This window comes from Ignavibacteria bacterium (assembly GCA_016873845.1).
Lineage (GTDB): Bacteria > Bacteroidota > Ignavibacteria > Ch128b > Ch128b > JAHJVF01.
The window spans coordinates 1-20,010 of record VGVX01000050.1; the positions used below are offsets into that span (position 1 = coordinate 1).

At 35.5% G+C, this 20,010-nt stretch carries 20 protein-coding genes, 2 tRNA genes and 1 pseudogene; 14 read left to right on the plus strand and 9 right to left on the minus strand.

Annotation, left to right across the window (positions count from 1 at the left end; all coding sequences use genetic code 11):
• The 6 genes from FJ213_09465 to FJ213_09490 all read left to right on the plus strand — a co-directional run.
• Positions 1 to 578, plus strand: a 578-nt coding sequence (locus FJ213_09465; protein MBM4176384.1) for a tRNA dihydrouridine synthase DusB, incomplete at its 5' end; no start/stop codon positions are given.
• On the plus strand, positions 575 to 1,171 hold the full coding sequence (locus FJ213_09470; GenBank protein ID MBM4176385.1) for a hypothetical protein: 597 nt from the start codon (positions 575 to 577) through the stop codon (positions 1,169 to 1,171). The genes FJ213_09465 and FJ213_09470, both read left to right, overlap by 4 nt.
• Positions 1,162 to 2,790 carry a histidinol-phosphatase gene (locus tag FJ213_09475; protein ID MBM4176386.1) on the plus strand — a complete coding sequence of 543 codons (1,629 nt, stop codon included), beginning with the start codon at positions 1,162 to 1,164 and terminating at the stop codon, positions 2,788 to 2,790. The genes FJ213_09470 and FJ213_09475 overlap by 10 nt, the downstream gene beginning before the upstream one ends.
• 104 nt (positions 2,791 to 2,894) lie before the next feature.
• The gene (locus FJ213_09480) at positions 2,895 to 3,416 is read left to right on the plus strand and encodes an adenine phosphoribosyltransferase (GenBank protein ID MBM4176387.1); all 522 of its coding nucleotides are present in this window, start codon (positions 2,895 to 2,897) and stop codon (positions 3,414 to 3,416) included.
• A 24-nt stretch (positions 3,417 to 3,440) separates the two neighbouring features.
• Positions 3,441 to 4,424, plus strand: coding sequence for a DUF1028 domain-containing protein (locus FJ213_09485; protein ID MBM4176388.1), 984 nt, complete (start codon positions 3,441 to 3,443; stop codon positions 4,422 to 4,424).
• Between the two features lie 8 nt (positions 4,425 to 4,432).
• Positions 4,433 to 5,518: a beta-lactamase family protein gene (locus tag FJ213_09490; GenBank protein ID MBM4176389.1), complete on the plus strand. Its 1,086-nt coding sequence runs from the start codon at positions 4,433 to 4,435 to the stop codon at positions 5,516 to 5,518.
• A 10-nt stretch (positions 5,519 to 5,528) separates the two neighbouring features.
• Here the strand turns inward: FJ213_09490 and FJ213_09495 are convergent.
• From FJ213_09495 to FJ213_09515, 5 genes and pseudogenes are all read right to left on the minus strand, one after another.
• Positions 5,529 to 5,748 (minus strand): annotated as a pseudogene (locus FJ213_09495) (DUF4160 domain-containing protein).
• A 31-nt stretch (positions 5,749 to 5,779) separates the two neighbouring features.
• Entirely contained in the window at positions 5,780 to 6,064 is a 285-nt protein-coding gene (locus FJ213_09500; protein MBM4176390.1) for a DUF2442 domain-containing protein, read from the minus strand.
• A 74-nt stretch (positions 6,065 to 6,138) separates the two neighbouring features.
• Positions 6,139 to 6,807: a 16S rRNA (cytidine(1402)-2'-O)-methyltransferase gene (rsmI, locus tag FJ213_09505; protein MBM4176391.1), complete on the minus strand. Its 669-nt coding sequence runs from the start codon at positions 6,805 to 6,807 to the stop codon at positions 6,139 to 6,141.
• A gap of 84 nt (positions 6,808 to 6,891) precedes the next feature.
• Positions 6,892 to 8,214, minus strand: a complete 1,323-nt coding sequence (locus tag FJ213_09510) for a saccharopine dehydrogenase (protein MBM4176392.1) — start codon at positions 8,212 to 8,214, stop codon at positions 6,892 to 6,894.
• Positions 8,211 to 9,524 carry a hypothetical protein gene (locus FJ213_09515; protein MBM4176393.1) on the minus strand — a complete coding sequence of 438 codons (1,314 nt, stop codon included), beginning with the start codon at positions 9,522 to 9,524 and terminating at the stop codon, positions 8,211 to 8,213. Before FJ213_09515 ends, FJ213_09510 begins: the two co-directional genes overlap by 4 nt.
• A gap of 283 nt (positions 9,525 to 9,807) precedes the next feature.
• Between FJ213_09515 and FJ213_09520 the strand changes: the two genes are divergently transcribed.
• From FJ213_09520 to FJ213_09530, 3 genes are all read left to right on the plus strand, one after another.
• The gene (locus tag FJ213_09520; GenBank protein MBM4176394.1) at positions 9,808 to 11,340 is read left to right on the plus strand and encodes an aldehyde dehydrogenase family protein; all 1,533 of its coding nucleotides are present in this window, start codon (positions 9,808 to 9,810) and stop codon (positions 11,338 to 11,340) included.
• A 192-nt stretch (positions 11,341 to 11,532) separates the two neighbouring features.
• Complete coding sequence (locus FJ213_09525) at positions 11,533 to 11,826, plus strand: GIY-YIG nuclease family protein (GenBank protein ID MBM4176395.1); 294 nt, start codon at positions 11,533 to 11,535, stop codon at positions 11,824 to 11,826.
• Positions 11,827 to 12,018: 192 nt separating this feature from the next.
• Positions 12,019 to 12,312: a GIY-YIG nuclease family protein gene (locus FJ213_09530; GenBank protein ID MBM4176396.1), complete on the plus strand. Its 294-nt coding sequence runs from the start codon at positions 12,019 to 12,021 to the stop codon at positions 12,310 to 12,312.
• Between the two features lie 568 nt (positions 12,313 to 12,880).
• Here the strand turns inward: FJ213_09530 and FJ213_09535 are convergent.
• Entirely contained in the window at positions 12,881 to 13,402 is a 522-nt protein-coding gene (locus FJ213_09535; protein ID MBM4176397.1) for a peroxiredoxin, read from the minus strand.
• Between the two features lie 85 nt (positions 13,403 to 13,487).
• Here FJ213_09535 and FJ213_09540 point away from each other — a divergent pair, with 85 nt between their 5' ends.
• Together FJ213_09540 and FJ213_09545 are read left to right on the plus strand one after the other, a co-directional pair.
• Positions 13,488 to 14,099, plus strand: a complete 612-nt coding sequence (locus FJ213_09540; protein ID MBM4176398.1) for an HAD family phosphatase — start codon at positions 13,488 to 13,490, stop codon at positions 14,097 to 14,099.
• Positions 14,100 to 14,125: 26 nt separating this feature from the next.
• On the plus strand, positions 14,126 to 15,805 hold the full coding sequence (locus FJ213_09545; GenBank protein ID MBM4176399.1) for a hypothetical protein: 1,680 nt from the start codon (positions 14,126 to 14,128) through the stop codon (positions 15,803 to 15,805).
• Between the two features lie 30 nt (positions 15,806 to 15,835).
• Here the strand turns inward: FJ213_09545 and FJ213_09550 are convergent, their stop codons facing one another.
• From FJ213_09550 to FJ213_09560, 3 genes are read right to left on the minus strand one after another with little or no spacing between them, the layout of a single operon-like run.
• Positions 15,836 to 17,131: an adenylosuccinate lyase gene (locus tag FJ213_09550; GenBank protein MBM4176400.1), complete on the minus strand. Its 1,296-nt coding sequence runs from the start codon at positions 17,129 to 17,131 to the stop codon at positions 15,836 to 15,838.
• Entirely contained in the window at positions 17,131 to 18,348 is a 1,218-nt protein-coding gene (locus FJ213_09555) for a trypsin-like serine protease (protein MBM4176401.1), read from the minus strand. The genes FJ213_09550 and FJ213_09555 overlap by 1 nt, the downstream gene beginning before the upstream one ends.
• 2 nt (positions 18,349 to 18,350) lie before the next feature.
• Positions 18,351 to 18,977: a glycerol-3-phosphate acyltransferase gene (locus tag FJ213_09560; protein ID MBM4176402.1), complete on the minus strand. Its 627-nt coding sequence runs from the start codon at positions 18,975 to 18,977 to the stop codon at positions 18,351 to 18,353.
• A 120-nt stretch (positions 18,978 to 19,097) separates the two neighbouring features.
• Between FJ213_09560 and FJ213_09565 the strand changes: the two genes are divergently transcribed.
• From FJ213_09565 to FJ213_09575, 3 genes are all read left to right on the plus strand, one after another.
• Positions 19,098 to 19,173, plus strand: a tRNA-Gly gene (locus FJ213_09565).
• Between the two features lie 52 nt (positions 19,174 to 19,225).
• Positions 19,226 to 19,300, plus strand: a tRNA-Cys gene (locus FJ213_09570).
• A gap of 239 nt (positions 19,301 to 19,539) precedes the next feature.
• Positions 19,540 to 20,010 (plus strand): protein-L-isoaspartate(D-aspartate) O-methyltransferase (locus tag FJ213_09575; GenBank protein ID MBM4176403.1); only part of this gene is annotated, 471 nt, incomplete at its 3' end.

Genomic DNA, 20,010 nt, shown 5'->3' on the forward strand with positions numbered 1-20,010 from the left:
TTGAAAGCATAAAAATTTTCGATGTCGCTAAAATGGTTGAACAAGTAGGTGCGAAAGCAATTACCATTCACTGCCGTACGAGATCGCAAGGGCACAAAGGTGATCCAGATTGGAATTGGATTCCGCGTGTTAAAGAAATGGTGAACATTCCAGTAATTTTGAATGGTGGTGTTCTCGGACCTGAAGATGCGGAACGCGCTTTTAACGAAACTGATTGTGATGCTGTTATGATTGCACGTGGAGCGATTGCAAATCCATGGATATTTGCACAAACGAAGCAACTGCTCTTAACAGGTAAATACGACGATGAAGTATCAATTTATCAACGAATTGATTTGATGGTTGAGCATTTGAGACTCTCGTGCGAGAGTAAAGGAGAACGTAGAGGTGTACTTGAATTCAGAAAATATTATTCCGGCTATCTTAAGGGATTTTATAATTCGGCAAAACTTCGATCTGAATTAATGTCATTTCTCACGATAAAAGATGTTGTCGAACACCTTGAAGCGTTCAGATCAATTATTCAACAGAATTATGACCAATTTGATCAAAATAAACAACAAGTACTCAATCCATGAACAAAGCGGCGCGATTAATTTCAACAGTATTTTTACCACCAACGTTTTCGCTTTTTAATTTTGTGTTCCTAAATTTTTATTTTTTACAGAATGATTTTGATTTATTTCTGAATTTGGTTATAACTATCACTGCGACGGTTATTCTCCCAATAATTTATTTTGTTCTTCAAAGAAGAAGGGGAATTATTCTTGATAATGACGCAGTCATAAAGGAACAACGAAACGGTACTTACCTATTTACAATCATAATTTTTTTTATCGCCGCAATACTTTTACTTCTAAACCTTGCTCCTGCGTTTGTCACTGCATTGATGCTTTGTTATGCAGTAAACACAACTTTAGTTTATTTTGTAAATGCAATTTATAAAATCAGTATTCATACTTTTACCGCTGCAGGATCATTCGCTTTGTTTACTCTAATCTCTCCGATTCTATCACTTGTGTTGTTTATTATTTTGATGCTTGTTATGTGGTCAAGAATTCAATTAAAAGTCCATACTGCAGGTCAGGTAGCGCTCGGTTTGGTTTGCGGGATCTCATTGACTTTAATTGGCATGAAATATTTTGTTATCATACTCGAGCTATGGAATTAAAAGAAGCATTAAAACATTTAGAAGAGATCAGTTTTTATTTTGAGTTGAAAGGCGAGAATGTATTTAAAATTAATGCATTTAATTCTGCGATCAGAAACCTATCGCAGTTTAATAAAACTTTGAATGAAGGTTTGAGTGATGGCTCAATCGCAAAGATAAAAGGTGTTGGAAAATCAATCGTCTCTATTCTTAATGAATTAAATTCGAAAGGTGAAGCACAAGTACTGAATGAGTTACGTGAAGAATTTCCCTATACTCTTTATGAACTGACAGCAATTCCGGGACTCGGAGCAAAAAAAATCAAGAAACTTTATGATAGCCTTAAGATCAGCTCGTTTGAGGAACTTGAACAGTCGTGTATTGAAAATCGATTAATAAAAATTTCTGGATTTGGAGAAAAATCTCAAAATTCAATCCTTCAAAGTATTGAGAGAATCCGCACCTATAAGGGACAGATGCTGATGCATAAAGCGTTGGCTTACTCAACTGAATTTGAAGAGAAGTATCTTAAAAAATATGCCGATAAATATTCCATTACTGGGGAATTAAGAAGATCATGTGAGATAATCTCGGCAATAGAGTTTCTGGTTGTCCCTAAAGGTGACCTTATAAAAATTCTTAAAAAGGATTTTGAGTTTGAGTCAGAATCTGCCGAAAAAGTTGAACTGTATAATGGGAAGATAATGATTGCACTACATTTTTCTGACATAGAGAATTTTTATTATAAACTGTTTTTAACAACAGGTTCAGACGTGTTCATAGAGAAGTATACTAGTGAATTATTAAAGGGTGAGAAGTTTAATTCCGAAGAACAAATATTTACAAATGCGGGAGTAAAATTTATTATTCCTCAATTGAGAGATAATATAAATATTGCAATTCGGGATTATGATTTCGCTGAACAATCAGATTTAAAAGGATTATTGCATGTTCATTCCAATTATTCAGATGGAGTGAATTCACTTGAGGAAGTTCAACTTCATTCTGAAAAACTAGGTTATGAATATGTCTTAATTTGCGACCATTCAAAATCTGCTGTGTATGCCAATGGATTAAGTGAAGACCGAGTGAAAATACAGTGGAATGAGATTGACGAGTTAAATAAAAAAAATAAAACAGTTAGACTCTTAAAAGGAATTGAGTGTGATATCCTTGCTGACGGAACTCTTGATTACAGCGATGACTTCCTCAGTAAATTCGATTGTGTGATTGCTTCCGTGCATTCACGATTTAATATTTCTGAAAAAGAAATGACGGATAGAATCTGCAAATCGCTTGAGAATAAACATGTTAAAATTCTTGGGCACTTAACCGGAAGACTTCTCTTAAGCCGAGAAGCATATAAAGTTGACGTAATAAAAGTAATAGAGACTGCAGCTAAATTTCAAAAAGTCATTGAATTAAATTGCGATCCTCATCGGTTGGATCTCGATTGGCGATGGCATCAGTACGCAATTTCAAAGGGAGTCAGAATTGCAATTTGTCCCGATGCTCATAATTTGAAAGGATTTGATAATATTTTGTTCGGTCTGGAAATCGCAAAAAAGGGAGGACTTGAGAAGAAGAACGTAATCAATACTGATAATGCAGAATTGTTTATTAAGAAATATTGTAATTAATATTATTCCGCGGAAACAGGGATTGTTATTAGTGATTATCATAACAAATCAGTTTAATCATAAAAATCTGTGTTCCATTTATTTATAAATTCATAGGAGAAAAAATGAACCTTCAAGATCACATTAGAAATGTACCCGATTTTCCAAAAAAGGGAATCATGTTCAGAGATATCACAACATTGCTGAAAGAAAAAACTGCATTCAAGGAAACTGGTATGAGGTTATTTAGCAGATTTTCTCACCTGCAAGTTGATAAAATTGTTGGGATTGAATCTCGCGGATTTATTTTCGGCGCATTGCTCGCTGAAAAATTAGATGCGGGATTTGTCCCGGTTAGAAAGCCAAAAAAACTACCTGCTGAGACCATCTCTGAAAGTTACTCCCTCGAATATGGAACAGATACACTTGAAATTCACAAAGATGCAATTCTACCAGGCGAGAAAGTACTTATCCACGATGATTTGCTTGCAACCGGTGGTACAGCAGAAGCGGTCGTAAAGATGGTGGAAAAACTTGGCGGCGAAGTTGTCGGAGTTTTATTTTTAGTCGAACTGGCTTTCCTCAAAGGAAGAGAAAAATTAAAAAAATATAAAGTGGAATCACTTGTAGAGTATGATTCTGAATAATAAAGAAATTGGGAGCTTAATGACATGATAAAGACTATTTTGTGTTGTCTTTTGATATGTGTTCCGGTTATTGCACAAATAACTCAAAAACCATCCAACCCTCTCGCTCATACTTTCTCAATCGTTGCTCGAGATCCGAATACAGGTGAAATTGGTATTGCGGTTCAGTCGCATTGGTTCTCGGTTGGCTCGATTGTATCATGGGCCGAAGCTGGTGTTGGTGCTGTTGCAACTCAATCGTTTGTCAACGTTTCCTTTGGAAGACGTGGACTTGAATTACTCAAGCAGGGCAGAGCTCCGCAAGAAGCATTGGATGAACTAATAACAACCGATGAAGGACGAGAGTATCGTCAAGTTGCAATCATTGATAAAGAGGGAAGAGTTTCCGCTTACACTGGAAAACTATGTATTAAAGATGCTTCACATATTGCTGGTGAAAATTTTTCAGTTCAAGCGAATATGATGCTGAATGACAAAGTTGTTCCTGCAATGGCAGAAGCATTTAAAAATACAAAAGGACCGTTAGCTGAAAGAATGGTAGCAACAATGAAAGCTGCTCAAGCTGCCGGTGGAGATATTCGAGGGCAACAGTCAGCCTCAATACTCGTGGTAAAGGGCGAGTCAGCTGGTAAAGAATGGGAAGATAGATTAATCGACTTGAGAGTAGAAGATAATGAAAATGCAGTCGCCGAGATTGAGCGATTACTGAAAGTTTATCGCGCTTATGAATACATGAACGCAGGCGACCTTGCAATCGAGCAGGGTGATGAAGAGAAAGCTCTTCATGAATATAAATCAGCCAATGATATGTTCCCTGAAAATCTAGAAATGAAATATTGGTTTGCGGTTTCCTTGGTGAATATGAATCGAGCTACCGAAGCATTGCCAATGTTCAAAAAAATATTTGAACAAGACGCTAATTGGATCGAGCTCACTAAAAGAATTGTAAAGAATGGGATACTTAAAGCTGATGATAAAACGCTCCAAGTAATTCTAAGTCAAAATTAAAAAGCATTATGAAGATTAAAATATTTCTAGCCGTATTAGTATTTTTATTTTTCAATCAACTTTCATTATCACAAAATCACGAAAACTTAGATGTGATGATCGATTCACTGTTTAGCGAATTCAATAGTGAAAATGCACCCGGTGCGAGTGTGATGGTAATACAAAATGGAAATATAATTTTTGACAAATCTTATGGCTTTGCGAATTTGGAAAAGGAAGAAAGGACAGATCGAAATACGAATTATCGTTTAGCTTCTGTCACAAAGCAATTTACAGCCGCATCTGTTTTGATGTTAATCGATAGAAAAAAATTAACTCTCTCAACAAATCTTAAGGATGCATTTGAAGATTTTCCCGATTACGGCAGGAAAATAACGGTCTATCAATTGCTTACTCACACTTCTGGACTTATTGATTATGAATCTCTCATTCCTGATACAGCCACAGAGCAAGTGCACGATGGTGACGTTTTAAATATGATGATGCGAATCGATTCGCTTTATTTTGAGCCGGGCACGAAGTACAAATATTCAAACACAGCTTATGCACTGCTTGCTTTAATTGTTGAAAAGATGTCTGGAAAATCTTTTGCTGAGTTTTTGAAAGAGAATATATTTGATCCGCTCAGTATGAAGTCGACGGTTGCACATCAAGAAGGAAGATCAACGGTGAAAAAGAGAGCATTTGGGTATTCTAAAAAAGACGATGATTTCTTCTTCGATGATCAAAGTCTGACGAGTGCCGTATTGGGGGACGGGGGAATTTATTCTTCAGCTGGAGACTTATTTGAATGGGATCAGTCATTATACTTTAATAATCTGATAAGCTCAAAATTAAGATCGCAAGCATTCTCTCACGCTCTGCTTTCAAATGGCGAAAAGATAAATTATGGTTTTGGTTGGCATTTAGAAAAAAGATTCGATCGTGACATAATTTATCATACTGGAAGTACACGTGGTTTCAGGAATGTTTTATATCGAATTCCATCTGATGAACTAAGTGTAATTATTTTAACAAACAGAAATGAGGGAGAACCGAAAAAAATCGCGGAAAAAATAATTGAATATTTATTAAATAATTTGGGGGTTAGATAATCTCAAACGACTATACAAGTGGCTTTAGCTTATATAGTTCTTCATTATTAATAGCTCGCTGCCAAAGTTCTAATAACTCTTTTTGATTTATTTGAGCCCACTCAACTATCAATCCAAGTGCTCTGCCAGGTAAGAATCCTTCAAAGAGACAAAGTATTAATATTTATTAAAGCTTTATATTCCCCATATTCAACATGAAAGTGGGGAGGCAAATGATCGCCAAAGTACATCTTAATCACAATTCCATAGAATCGACAAATCTCAGGCGTATTCAAAATTATTCTTCAATGATGGAAATAAATCGTCTGGCTTTTTCCCTGTCAATTTCAAGTAAATTGAATCTGGGCAGATATCGATATTGTGGCCCCATTTAAGTTCACCAGAGTTGCCTATTGAGACTTTTTCAAACTCCGAATAATTGTTCCAAATTTTGAAAACACCCTTTCCAACGAATTCTGAAAGGTCAACTGCACCTTCCATTCCATCTGAGTATTTAACATGGATTGTGTAATTTTTTAATGGTTTGACGTCAATTATTTTTTTCATTGTTTTCTATCGTTTTAGATTTGTTAAAAGCTATGAACTTTTTTGATTAAAATCAAAAATGAGATTCTAATCCTCTATTGATGGTTTATAATGATGGTAAACTCACCCCTCAATTTAATCGAATCAATTTTCTTTTTAATATCTATCACTCTTCCTCTAATTACTTCCTCAAATTTTTTTGTGAGTTCACGGCAAAGGGCAATTTCGCGGTTCGGACACAGTCTATTAAGCTCTTCAAGGAGCTTTTTTATTCTGAATGGAGATTCATAGAAAATTGTCATCTCCTTTCGTGAAACGATTTCTTTTAACTTTGTTTGCCGACCTTTTTTCTGCGGAATGAAACCCTCGAAATAGAAGCTTTTAATTTCAAATCCGCTGACGACCAGTGCCGTCATCAAAGCACTTGGACCAGGTATTGGAGAGATTGTAATTCCTTCATCTATACAAGCTTTAATTAATTTTGAACCGGGATCGGAAATTCCAGGTGTCCCTCCATCTGAAATCAAAGAAATATTCTTTCCATCTTTAAGTTTTTTAATTATGGAAATTATTTTTTCATTTTCGTTGTGTGAATGATAACTCTCGAGAGGTATCCTAATTTGATAATGTGAAAGAAGCACCTTACTTGTCCGAGTATCCTCGCAGAGTGTTAAATCAGTGCTTTTCAGTGTATTAACCGCCCTTGGGGAGAAATCTTCAAGATTTCCAATCGGTGTGCTCACTATAAAGAGTTTTCCAGTCATGTGTACCAAATTAGGTATTTACAAAATAAATAAAAAAGGCTGATCGAAAATTCTCTCAGCCTTTGATAAGATCGAAATTTATTCTTAAATACGGCTCCGTTCCTCGACCATCTTAATATTTTGGTTTTCCAGTTCGGCAAGAACGGGCTCGTAGATATCTTTTGTGTTCGGAATTCTGACACCGATTGGTTTGATTTTCTCTTCGGCTATTAATTTCACTGCAATCGCCATTGGCAAGCTTACTGTTCGTGCCATAGAAGAATCGCCATTAGGAATTCCATAATCTATCAATGTGGAAGTAATCATATCCTTTGATCCGTCTTTATTCTCAACTATGAATTTGTGACGCAGCAGCAGTAAATCAATTTCACCTTTTTTGAATGCAAGTTTAAGCTGCATTCGGTTGCTTAACATATCTAATAGATTATCAGCGTCTGTAACTTTTTCATCACTGAATAGTCCAAGCCATTCCATATTATTGATTGCGATAGAATCCTGAGGAATTCCTAATTTATCAGCAGATAGTTTTTTTAAATTAGCACTTGAATTGGCGTTAAAAAGTGACGCGAAAATATTATTATAAGAATTGTTCATCACATCTTTGCGAGGAGTTTCATCGACCAATCCGAGATTCACGATAGCTCGCATCGTATCGCACCATCCAATATTACGATAAGTACCTCGCTTAACAGTTAATGCGTCATTTAATTCGTATAGATCTTTGTATGGAGTTGAATCTCGATTTGGGTATACTTCAAATTTCCCTAACACATCAATGTTATCAATCTCATAGTTTTTAAAAAGATTTTTTCCTTCAACTTCCACTAGCTTTCCGTTTTCGAGATATTTTGCTGAGTTACGCGAAGCAAGCACGACTCCGCGCGGGCTCCAGGAAAATTTATATCCAAAGGGATTGTCATTATGCTGTGGTGCAGGCAATCCGCCGCAGTATGAATAGAAGTGAAGAACCTTTCCACTTTCAGCCTCAACCTCATGAATTATTTTCATTGCTGACATGTGATCGATACCGGGATCTACTCCAATTTCATTTAAGAAACATAAATTTTTATTTCGAACTTTTTCATCAAGCGCTTTCATTCCTGGACTAACATAGGAAGTCGTAACCATGTGCTTTCCAAGTTTGATACAAAGTTCTGCTACTTTCAAATGATGTATCCAGGGCAGTAAGCTAATTATTATATCATTTTCACCGATGACCTTTGCTAATTCACTGTCATTCTCTACATTAACTTGCTTTGCAATTCCGTTAGAAAATCCTTTAACCAGCTCTTCAGCTTTGCTTACAGTTCGTGATGCTACTGTCACAGTTAAATTATTTTGTTTTAGTAAATAATGAACTCCAGGTCTGCTTACGAGTCCAGCTCCAAGTACTAATATATTTTTCATTTCAACTCCGCGTTTAAAAATTGTTGTAAATATTTGTAATCTTCAGTTAGCTCTCCTTTGTGGAGAATCAATGCTTTTTTAATAGGATATGATAGTTTTAACTCCTCAAAACTTTTATTGAAATCTGCATTTACTATTTCAATAACATAATTTTTTAATACATTAGAAAATTCCATCGACGCTCTGCGAGGCAGTTCACATGGAAGATTATCTACAGCCATAACCGTAATACCATCCTGATGAACATCATCTTTGTAAGATTCACTATAGGGAAAATATGTGAAAGTTGGAACATCCGGTTTTGTAACTTTATGAGTCAATTCAATTGAGCCATCGATATCGCAGCTAATATCTCCAATAACTTGCAAATTATTTTTATTGTTCTGTTCAATTGATTTTTTGAAAAATTCTTTTGTAACTAATCTAGGATATTTTTCTGCCCAATAAATACAGTTGACAAGTATGGTTAAATAAGTCAAATATTTTTCGAATTTCGATTCATACAGTTCTGGATGTTCGTAATATTCTTGCAAATCAAATTTTCCGGTTTTTCTTCTAACGATATCTTCTTCTTTGAAAACTACCTTATACAGATTTCTGTTATCGTTTTTAATTCTCTCGTAGTCTTCGATTAGTTCATCTGGGCTAAGAGATATATGCGGCATCAAGTCGAATAACTCTTGCGCTCCTTGAGATACATGTCCATAACCCGTAAATCCGACTACAATTGGCGCAGCTTCTTTTGGGAATCCGATTATTTTCAAATCCTCCGAGATTCTTCTCAAACCTTCTTGTGCATTTTCCAATACTCCGTATTCATAAGGTTGCTGAATCTTCTCAAAGAGAGTGGAATGTCCTTGGAGCTTAAGTTTAATTCCAAAAGCATGCATCGTTTCGAGTATGCCGGCAAGTCCGGCAAATCTTCCAAAAAATATCAGACGCTGACCTTTCTCATTTACAACTCGTTCATAGTCAATGAGATTGCATTTTAAATCCATCATTCGTTTCAGCATCGGCATATTATGATGCTGTCCCTTAATAACATGAGCAAAAAACATATATGTTTTGCCTTTTAAAAAGAGTTCCTTCGGAATTTCTTTGACTGCAAAAACGGTATCAGCTTGACTTAGATTTTCATTTACTTCAATACCAGCTTCTTGGTAATTCTGATCATTAAAAAATCTAATATTAGATGGCTGGATCACAGCTTCTATTCCGAATTTTTCTTTTAGTTCTTTCAGATCATTTGGAACAAGCGGGACGCGTCTTTCCCATTCGTTTTTATCTTCTCGTCGAATGCCAATAAGCATGAACTCTCCGATCTGTGTTTTAAAATTATGGTTTAATAAATTAGCGTTTCGGGAGCAAGAAAATTAAAAAACGTTTTCCCACGAAGAAATGAAGTAGCTGAGATGTGTAATCTGCCCGTCTGAACAAGTAAGTAGTATGTTATAAAAACATCTCATGTGAATATTAATCAATCTTAATTCGAGTACAATTTAAAAATTGGCTGAATGATTCACAATTTAATTCAATACTAATTTTGTATTTTTGTAAAGATATTTTTAACCAAACAATAATTGAAGGAATAAAATGGACTTCTTAAAGGAACTCGGAATTGAGGACAAAAATTACGGATCTTCCAGTGGATTGAACTGGAACAAAACTACAACTGAAGGCGAGTTGAAAATCCATTCTCCGGCTGATGGAAAATTCATTGCTTCTGTTTTTCAAGCTTCAAGTGAAGATTATGATTCAATTGTTAAAGCAGCGTCTGAAGCATTTAATTATTGGCGAAAAGTGCCTGCTCCAAAACGAGGTGAAATTGTAAGACAGATAGGTGTAAGATTAAGAGATTACAAGAAGTCTCTAGGTACGCTTGTAACTTATGAAATGGGTAAATCTCTACAAGAAGGGCTTGGTGAAGTACAGGAAATGATCGATATCTGTGATTTTGCAGTTGGGCTTTCGCGCCAGCTGTATGGCTTTACAATGCACAGTGAACGGCCCATGCATCGAATGTACGATCAATACCATCCACTTGGAATTGTCACAACAATTTCTGCATTTAATTTCCCGGTTGCAGTATGGTCATGGAATGCGATGATCGCGGCAGTTTGTGGTGATGTAAATCTATGGAAACCCTCTTCGAAAACTCCACTAGTTGCAATTGCGACACAAAAAATTGTTGCACAAGTAATTAAAGAAAATAATTTACCCGAGGGAATTTTTTCGCTCATCATAGGCAGAGGTTCAACAATTGGTGAGAATATGTTGAATGACAAACGGATTCCACTAATCTCAGTTACCGGTTCAACGCCTGTTGGACGTCATGCTGCGGAGATTGTATCAAAAAGATTTGGCAGAACCATTCTCGAGCTTGGTGGAAACAACGGAATTATCATTACACCGGATGCTGATTTGAAACTTGCAATTCCGGCTGTAGTATTTGGAGCGGTTGGAACCGCTGGGCAAAGATGCACAACTACCCGGAGATTAATTATTCATGAATCAATTTTTGAAAAAGTAAAAGAATCGTTAGTGAAAGCATACTCAAGCTTGAAGATTGGTACTCCGATGATTGAATCAAATCATGTCGGTCCGCTAGTTGATAAAGCTGCTGTACAAGTATTTTCGAGTGCGATCGAAAAAATAAAGAAAGAGGGAGGAAAAATAATTTATGGTGGTGAAACTCTGGAAGGAAAAGGATTTGAATCAGGTTGTTATGTAAAACCTGCGCTCGTCGAAGCAGAAAATCATTTTAATATTGTACAAGAAGAAACCTTTGCACCAATTTTATATTTGATTAAATATTCTGGCAAAGTTGATGATGCAATTAAGCTACATAATGACGTACCGCAAGGGCTCTCATCCGCAATCTTCACAAATAATTTGAGGGAAGCTGAAGCATTTCTCTCCGCTTCGGGATCTGATTGCGGAATAGCGAATGTAAACATTGGAACATCCGGTGCAGAAATTGGCGGTGCCTTTGGAGGCGAAAAAGAAACTGGCGGCGGACGAGAGTCAGGCTCAGATGCATGGAAAGCTTACATGCGTCGTCAAACTAACACGATAAATTTTGGTGATCAACTTCCGCTCGCACAAGGAATAAAATTCGATATTTAATCCGTCTTCTCGATACGACCCGACCAGCAGTGGCTGGTCGGGACTACTCGAAGACCACTTCTTGAAATGTCTGTTGGTTTATTGATAATTAAAATATTCATCTGATCAGGAGAAGGTTCTCGAGTAGTCCCGATCAAATAACTTTGTATTATTTGAAATCGGGACGTATCGAGAGAACCGAAAAATATTTCTATGAAAGGCTGGGCATACATATTGGAATGTAATGACGGTAGTTTCTATATCGGATCAACTAACAATGTTGAAAGACGAATTTGGGAACATGAAAATGGAAAAGGGGGAGAATACACCTCTAAAAGATTACCGGTTAGATTATTAAAAACATTTGAATTTGACTCTGTACAAGAAGCATTCGCATTCGAACACAAAATAAAAAAGTGGTCAAGAAAGAAGAAAGAAGCTCTAATCCAAGAAGATTTTGAAGGATTACATAATTTAGCTAAGAAAAATTTTAAGAATAAAAGTTAATCTATCTACTCGATACGACCCGACCAGCAGTGGCTGGTCGGGACTACTCGAAGACCACTTCTTGAAATGTCTGTTGGTTTATTGATAATTAAAATATTCATCTGATCAGGAGAAGGTTCTCGAGTAGTCCCGATCAAATAACTTTGTATTATTTGAAATCGGGACGTATCGAGAGAACCGAAAAATATTTCTATGAAAGGCTGGGCATACATATTGGAATGTAATGACGGTAGTTTCTATATCGGATCAACTAACAATGTTGAAAGACGAATTTGGGAACATGAAAATGGAAAAGGGGGAGAATACACCTCTAAAAGATTACCGGTTAGATTATTAAAAACATTTGAATTTGACTCTGTACAAGAAGCATTCGCATTCGAACACAAAATAAAAAAGTGGTCAAGAAAGAAGAAAGAAGCTCTAATCCAAGAAGATTTTGAAGGATTACATAATTTAGCTAAGAAAAATTTTAAGAATAAAAGTTAATCTATCTACTCGATACGACCCGATCAGCAGTGGCTGGTCGGAACTACTCGAAGACCACTTCTCGAATTGTGAAGTTAAAAGAGAATTTGAAGAAGTTTATTTACTGAGAAAGTTCTCAAAAAAAGAGTATTATCTAATATAATTGAGAGAGGGGATTCGAATAATGCAGATTAAAAGATTGAATTAAGAGAAGGATCTCGAATAAGGCAACTTAAATAATTGAATCGAGAGACGGTTCTCAATTAAAGTTGCTAGAATAATTGAATCGAGAGACGGTTCTCAATTAAAGTTGCTAGAATAATTGAATCGAGAGACGGTTCTCAATTAAAGTTGCTAGAATAATTGAATCGAGAGACGGTTCTCAATTAAAGTTGCTAGAATAATTGAATCGAGAGACGGTTCTCAATTAAAGTTGCTAGAATAATTGAATCGAGAGACGGTTCTCAATTAAAGTTGCTAGAATAATTGAATCGAGAGACGGTTCTCAATTAAAGTTGCTAGAATAATTGAATCGAGAGACGGTTCTCGAGTAAAGGAGCTTTAGCTCCTTGTATCGAGAGAATAAAATTCACTTTAACTTCAAAGCTATATCAAATACATCACTTGCATGCGTGGTGACATTAACTTTATCTATTACTTCTGCAATCACTCCGTTTTTATTTATAATAAATGTGACCCTGCTTGATACTCCAAATTTATTCAAAACACCATAAGCTTTTGAAACAGATTTATCACTGTCAGACAATAAAGGAAAATTCAAGCTATATAGTTCTATAAACTTCCCGATCTCTTCTTTTGAATCGACGCTTATTCCTAAGACTTGAATATTATTTTCCTCAAACTTACTCCATTCATCCCGAATACTGCAAGCTTGTTTAGTACAACCAGGAGTACTCGCTTTAGGATAAAAATAGACGACAACTGGAGTTTTATCTCTATAAGATGAAAGTTGATATTTATTTCCGAAGGCATCTTCGAGAGTAAAATCTGGAGCTTCTTGATTGGCTTTTAAACTATCAGAACCCAAACTGAAAGCATTTAGAATATTACTGAAGAAACCCAGTATTATAATAGAAAAAATAATTTTCATTTTCTCTCCATATTTAATTATTAAAGTTATAAATTTGTTCTGCTGTAGAATAAACGAATAATATTGATAAATAATTCCAACCATAATGAGCAGAATTGAAGCGATTATTTTCGATCTTGGGAACGTCCTCATCAATTTCGACTGGGGTGTTGCAGAAAAGAACCTGGACAAGATAAAACAAAACTTAGGAAATCACAGTCAGAAATATTTCCGAGATCATCCGGAGCTTATTATTGAACTTGAGAAGGGACAAATATCTGACCTTGCATTTCTTGAGAAATGCAGATTGGAATTGGAATTTGATTGCAGTTCAGAAGAATTGGCAAAAATATTTTCACAGATATTTTCGCCAAATCAAAAACTTATAGACAAACTCAAAAGCCTGGCTGAGAGAGTTGACTTATATCTCCTATCGAACACTAATGCAATTCACAAACAGTATGGTTGGGGAGATTTTAATTTCATCAAGTATTTTAAGCAATTATTTTTATCGTACCAAATTGGTTTCGTGAAACCAGAGGTTGAGATATATAAATATGTTGAGGAAAGAATCAATTTAGATAGAGAAAGTTTTATTTACATTGACGATATATTGGATTATGTCTCTAGTGCGGCGAATCTTGGTTGGAATGCGATACATTTCGAGAACAATCAATCACTAATGAATAAATTAAAAGAATACAAAGTACTTCAATAACTTTTGTTTTAAATCGTGAGGAAAATATGAATCTTTTTTGTTTACGGCGGGGGAACTTGCCAATCCAATGGCAAATTGTAACTCTAGTATTTTTATTACTTTTATTTACTTTCAATTTTAGCGAAGGATTATGCGAAACGACACCCAAAAAGCATCCAATGATGACAGTAAAAGGAGTGAAAAGGCCGTCGCAATTGGAAAGCGTTCCAAAGATTAATGAAGCAAGAAGCATTTTAAAATCATATTCTCCTTTGGTCGGCAAACCACAAGCTAATAGCGATTGCGGTCTAAAAATATTCAATGAATATTTTGCCTTTGCAGAAGGAGGTTTAAGTTTACTCGAGTTGGCTTCCGATTTGCCGATTTTGCCGCAGTTTAATGAGTATAGTTCTAACATTTGTTTATTATTCTCACTAAGACAATTTTCAATCGATATCAATGAAGGGCAAAACCGGAATGCAACACTTAATCTTTCAAAGGAGCTGCTGATGTATTCACTTGGCAAGTGGGGAAGTGCAGCACTAAAGATTTCCAATGTCGGAATGTTTTTTATTGATTATTCATTGACAAAATTTGGAGCGAAAGCATTCAAGGTTAGAAAAAATAAATATCAATCTATGTATGATGAATACAATGCTCGCCATAATCGATTCAAAAAGAAACCAGATGAGTGGAAAAATTTTTTAGTTAAGACAATTAATGAATCGCGTGATGTGAAAAGTTCAATTGACCGCGAAGTTAATTCATATGTTAAGGATTATTTTTATGAAGCTGGTTCAGTAATACCTGATGATTTGAGACTTGAATTAATTGAAGCTGAGAAAAATAAGCTGTACAAAATTTTTAACGATTCTATAGAAGATGTAATTAATGAGATCAGAAAGAAGAAAGAGGAAGAAATTCTTCAAAATTTTACCAAAGCAACAGAATTAATGAATAAAGAGTTTACAATTTCAGTAAATGTCATTGCTGATAAATACGATCCAATGCCAATCAGAGTAGTAGTCCCTGAAGATCAAAAACTTTGGGAAGGTGTAACAAGCAGCGCAGGCACTTGGAATATGAGATGCACTTATGCTGGTTACATTGCTTACAAGAAACCAACAACAGTCGAACTGACTTATAAGGGTAAAACATTGACTCAATCGTTTAAGGTTACAGATAAGGGTGTATTTGCAAAATTTGATTTAAGAGATTTAGAGAAAGAAAAAAAAGAAGTTTTAAGGGAGTTGAACAAAGACCTTGCAGGAACATATCGTGGCAAAATATTCTACAATGAGCGGCTATATGGCAGGGGTGAGGGACCAATAGAAATTATTATAAAGAATTCCAAATCTATTTCATTTAAGGCCAGTTATAAATTAGAAAAAAAATATTATGATGATACTGGAAATGAATTTGAAAAACCCACAGGAAAATTGCTGAAAACGCATACTACAATCAATTCATTTGAAGGTAAAGGGGATATAAAGAAAATCAATCCAAATGCATCAGATGATATCATTCAGCTAAATGGAAGATGGATATTAGACTCACAAGAAATTTATACTAATCCTAGTCATAAACCTTATAGTCAAACAGTTGAATCAAAATGCTTGTTCTATTTAATCAAAGATGGAAATAAATTAATCACTTGGCCGCAATCCCTTAAACCATATGGCGATAATTGGATTTGGAAAATTGAAGCTGTAAAAGTAGAAAATTAGACTTCTCTCGTTGGAAATTAACGCTGCGAATTAAATTAACCCGATGCGGTTGTATATATTGTCTATATATTTCAGAACTGAAGTTGTATTAAAGATTGAAGTCAATTCGTGATTCGAAAAATACTTGTTAATGTTTTTATCCTTACACAATTCATCTAGTAGATTCGTATCTGAATCCCAAACTTTCATTGCAATGCTTTGCACGATTTTATATGCTTCGTCACGGCTCAATCCCTTCTCGATCAATTTGAGTAGAACTTTTTGTGAATGAATTAAACCTTTCGAGAGCTCAATATTTTTCTGAATGCTTGCCTCATTTAATTTTACATTTTTCAGGACAAAACACATTTTCTCGATCATGTAATCGAGTAAAATCGTACAATCTGGAAAAATCACTCTCTCAGCAGAAGAGTGAGAAATATCACGTTCATGCCAGAGGGTCACGTTTTCCAAACCGGCCAGAGCATTGCCGCGTAAGATTCTTGCCAATCCCGCAATTCTTTCGCAGATGATCGGATTTTTTTTATGCGGCATAGCAGATGATCCTTTTTGTCCTTCGGTAAATGGTTCTTCCATTTCAAGGACTTCAGTTTTTTGCAGATGCCTGATCTCGGTTGCAATTTTTTCTAGTGTAGTGCCAATCAATGATAGAGTCATTAGATAAAATGCGTGGACATCTCTTTGAACTATCTGTGTGGAAATATTAGCGTTTTTTATTTTAAGCTTTGTACATACAAATTCTTCAATCCGCGGATCCAAATGTTCATAAGTTCCTACAGCTCCGGAAATTTTTCCAACAGCGGCTTCTTCAGCCGCTTGAATTAATCTTTTAACATTTCGTGAGATCTCATCATACCAAAGTGCGAATTTTAATCCATATGTTGTTAGCTCGGCATGTACACCGTGAGTCCTTCCAATGCAAACTAATTCTTTGTGCTTCAGTGCAAGGTCTTTTAAGATTGATTGAAGTTGTTTCAAGCCAATTTCAAGCTGTTGAGATGCCTGTTTTATTTGTACAGCAAGGCATGTGTCAAGTACATCTGAGGAAGTCATGCCGTAATGGATCTCTTTAGACTCTTTTCCCACGCTTTGCGAAACATTGGTTAGAAAAGCGATAACATCATGCTTGGTGCGTTCTTCGATTTGTTTAATTCGTGTAACGTCGAATTTTGCTTTTTGCTTAATTTTATTGAATGTTGCCCGTGGAATTTCTTTTAAGTTAACTCTTGCTTCGATAGCAGCTAATTCAATTTCAAGCCAGATGGAAAATTTATTTTCCTCTGACCAGATATTTCCCATTTCTTTTCGGGTGTATCTTTCAATCATTATCTTTTTTCAAGTTTCATTGTTCGATCTATGATTTTGTCATTGTGCAGTATTTTCAATTTTACTGATTGTCCAGTTCTGAATTCAAAAAAAGCAGATCGTACATCATTTTCATCTGTGACTTGTTCACCATCAATTTCGAGAATTACATCGCCAACTTCAAGTTTTGCATCAGAGGCTGGACTGTTCCTTTCAATTTGGGTTATTACAACTCCCTTAGTGCTCTTCAGTCCATAGTATTTAGCTATTCTCGAGTCAAGTGTCTGAATTGAAAGTCCTGTCCAAAAATCTCGCTCAATCTTTTTGTTATGTTTCAATTCATCCACAATTGACTTAATCTTATTGATTGGGATCGCAAATCCAATTCCAATGTTTCCCGCTGAATAACTATTACCGGTGTAAATTATCGTGTTCATTCCAATTACTTCACTCACACTATTAACGAGCGGACCGCCGCTGTTGCCTCCATTTATCGGTGCATCAGTTTGTATCATTTTTCTATAATAGCGATTATTAATTGGCTGAAGAGTTAAACCTGTTGAGCTCACAACACCAACTGTAACAGTTGGTTTATTATTCACGTTGAACAATCCAAATGGATTTCCCAAGGCAATTACCCATTCACCGATTATAATTTCATCTGAATTCCCAAATTTCACGAAGGGAAAATTCTTTCCTTCAATTTTTAATAGACAAATATCGCTGGTGGGATCAGAACCAATTACTTCAGCGTCATATTTTTCGCCATTAGTTAGAGTCGCAACTACCTTCTTTGCATTACCTGCAACATGGTCATTCGTAACAATGTAGCCATCTTTTGAAATGATAAATCCGCTCCCAAGACTTTGCACTTCTTGTTTATAAGATCTATCTCCAAAAAATCTTCTGAAGAATGGGTCATTCTTGAAAAATGGATCATCAAAGAAAGAAGAAAACGGATCTCTGTACTCTCGTACTTCAGTTACATTTATACCAACCACGGAAGGACTGATGTTTTTTACTGTTGCAGTTATTGCGTTTTCACGCGAACTATTAATATTCTGATTTGTTTGTTGCCTATCCTGAAAATTTGCAGTCGAAATGTAGTTTGCAGGTGTGTCGTTTGAAATTAGAGATTCATTTTTCTCTGTTTGCGATAACAAAATCGTGACTGAAATTGTAGTTATGATTGTTACGATGATCACTAAACCAATAATTATATAATTATTTTTCTTCATTTTTATCCTTTATTTTGTTTCACTCTTTTACGCAGCATATCCATCATGGGTTCGATGTGTCTTAAAAATATTGTTCCTAAAACTAATAGACTAATCAGAAATAATTCCCATCTTTGATTCGGAGGTGGATAGGAATATTCTATTAGAATCTCATTGGATAAAGCTATTATTACAAATGTAAAAATTGTTGCCCAAATATTTCCAATGTGAATATCCTTAAACTTCAAATAGACAATCACCCACAAAACGCCCCAAATTAAACCTGTATATGGTAAAAACAACATTGTACCACCAAAGGCGGTTGCCAGCCCTCTTCCGCCACGGAACTTAATCCAGATAGAGAAACAGTGCCCAAGTACAGCAAAGAAAAGAGCAAGTCCAATTAATAAAAATTTTTCAGCATCAAATTGTTTCGCAATGTAAACTGAAATTAATCCTTTAAGTAAATCGATAACTCCAACCGATGTGCCAATTATTTTTGAATGGCTGACTTCAAAAGCATTATGTCCTCCAACATTTCCTGTTCCCTCAGTGCGTATATCTAATCCTCGGAAATATTTCAACAAAATAAAAGCTGTTGGAAATGATCCTATAAGATAACTGACGATTGCAATAAATAAATAATTCATACAAAAATTTAATGATTTTGAGTATCTCTTTCAAAGTAATTTATATCAAAAGAGTCTGAAAAAAATCTTGAACGGCGAATAAATACATCATATATTTGCACTGCAAAAAAGTTAATGTATGCGGGAATAGCTCAGTTGGTAGAGCGCAACCTTGCCAAGGTTGATGTCGCGGGTTCGAGTCCCGTTTCCCGCTCAAGAATTTAAGGGAATCTAGGAATAATTAGTTGAGTTGAAATTTTGCATATATCGGCGCCGTAGCCAAGTGGTAAGGCAGAGGTCTGCAAAACCTTTATTCATCAGTTCGAATCTGATCGGCGCCTCAAAGCTATAAGAGAGGGCTAAAGTTAAAAATTCAGTAATTGAATCCGCTTTTCTTATACTGACTAATGTGACGAACAAATCTGTGTAAATTTGTAAAAATCCTTGTCCTCCGTGTTTCATTTCTTAGTGCAACTCAGTTTGGGTAGACTATTTTTATACCAAACGAAACAATTTTCATTCTAACTCATCATTAATTAAATTTCGATTAATGAAATGAAATTTCAAATATTCTAGCAACAAAATGTACGAATCCGAAAGAGATAAATTAATTGATGAATTGACTTCACAGGGCATTACTGATGTTTTTGTTATTAAAGCTATACACGATGTCCCACGGGAAAAATTTGTTCCCGAAGCACTTCAACATCAAGCTTATAAAAATATTGCACTTCCAATTGGTCACGGGCAGACGATTTCTCAGCCGTACACTGTCGCGATAATGACACAAGCGCTAAAATTAGAAAAAGGTCTGAAGGTTCTTGAAGTTGGAACTGGCTCCGGTTATCAGGCTGCAATCCTTTATAACATGGGTGTAAAAGTTTTTTCTGTGGAGCGAGATTATGATCTGTATCAAGAAGCAAAAATGAAATTTGATCAGCTTGGAATCAACATCGCTTGTATGTGCGGAGACGGCAGTGTCGGATGGAATGAATTTGCTCCATATGATCGAATCATTGTCACAGCCGCAGCTCCAGAAGTTCCTAGATCACTT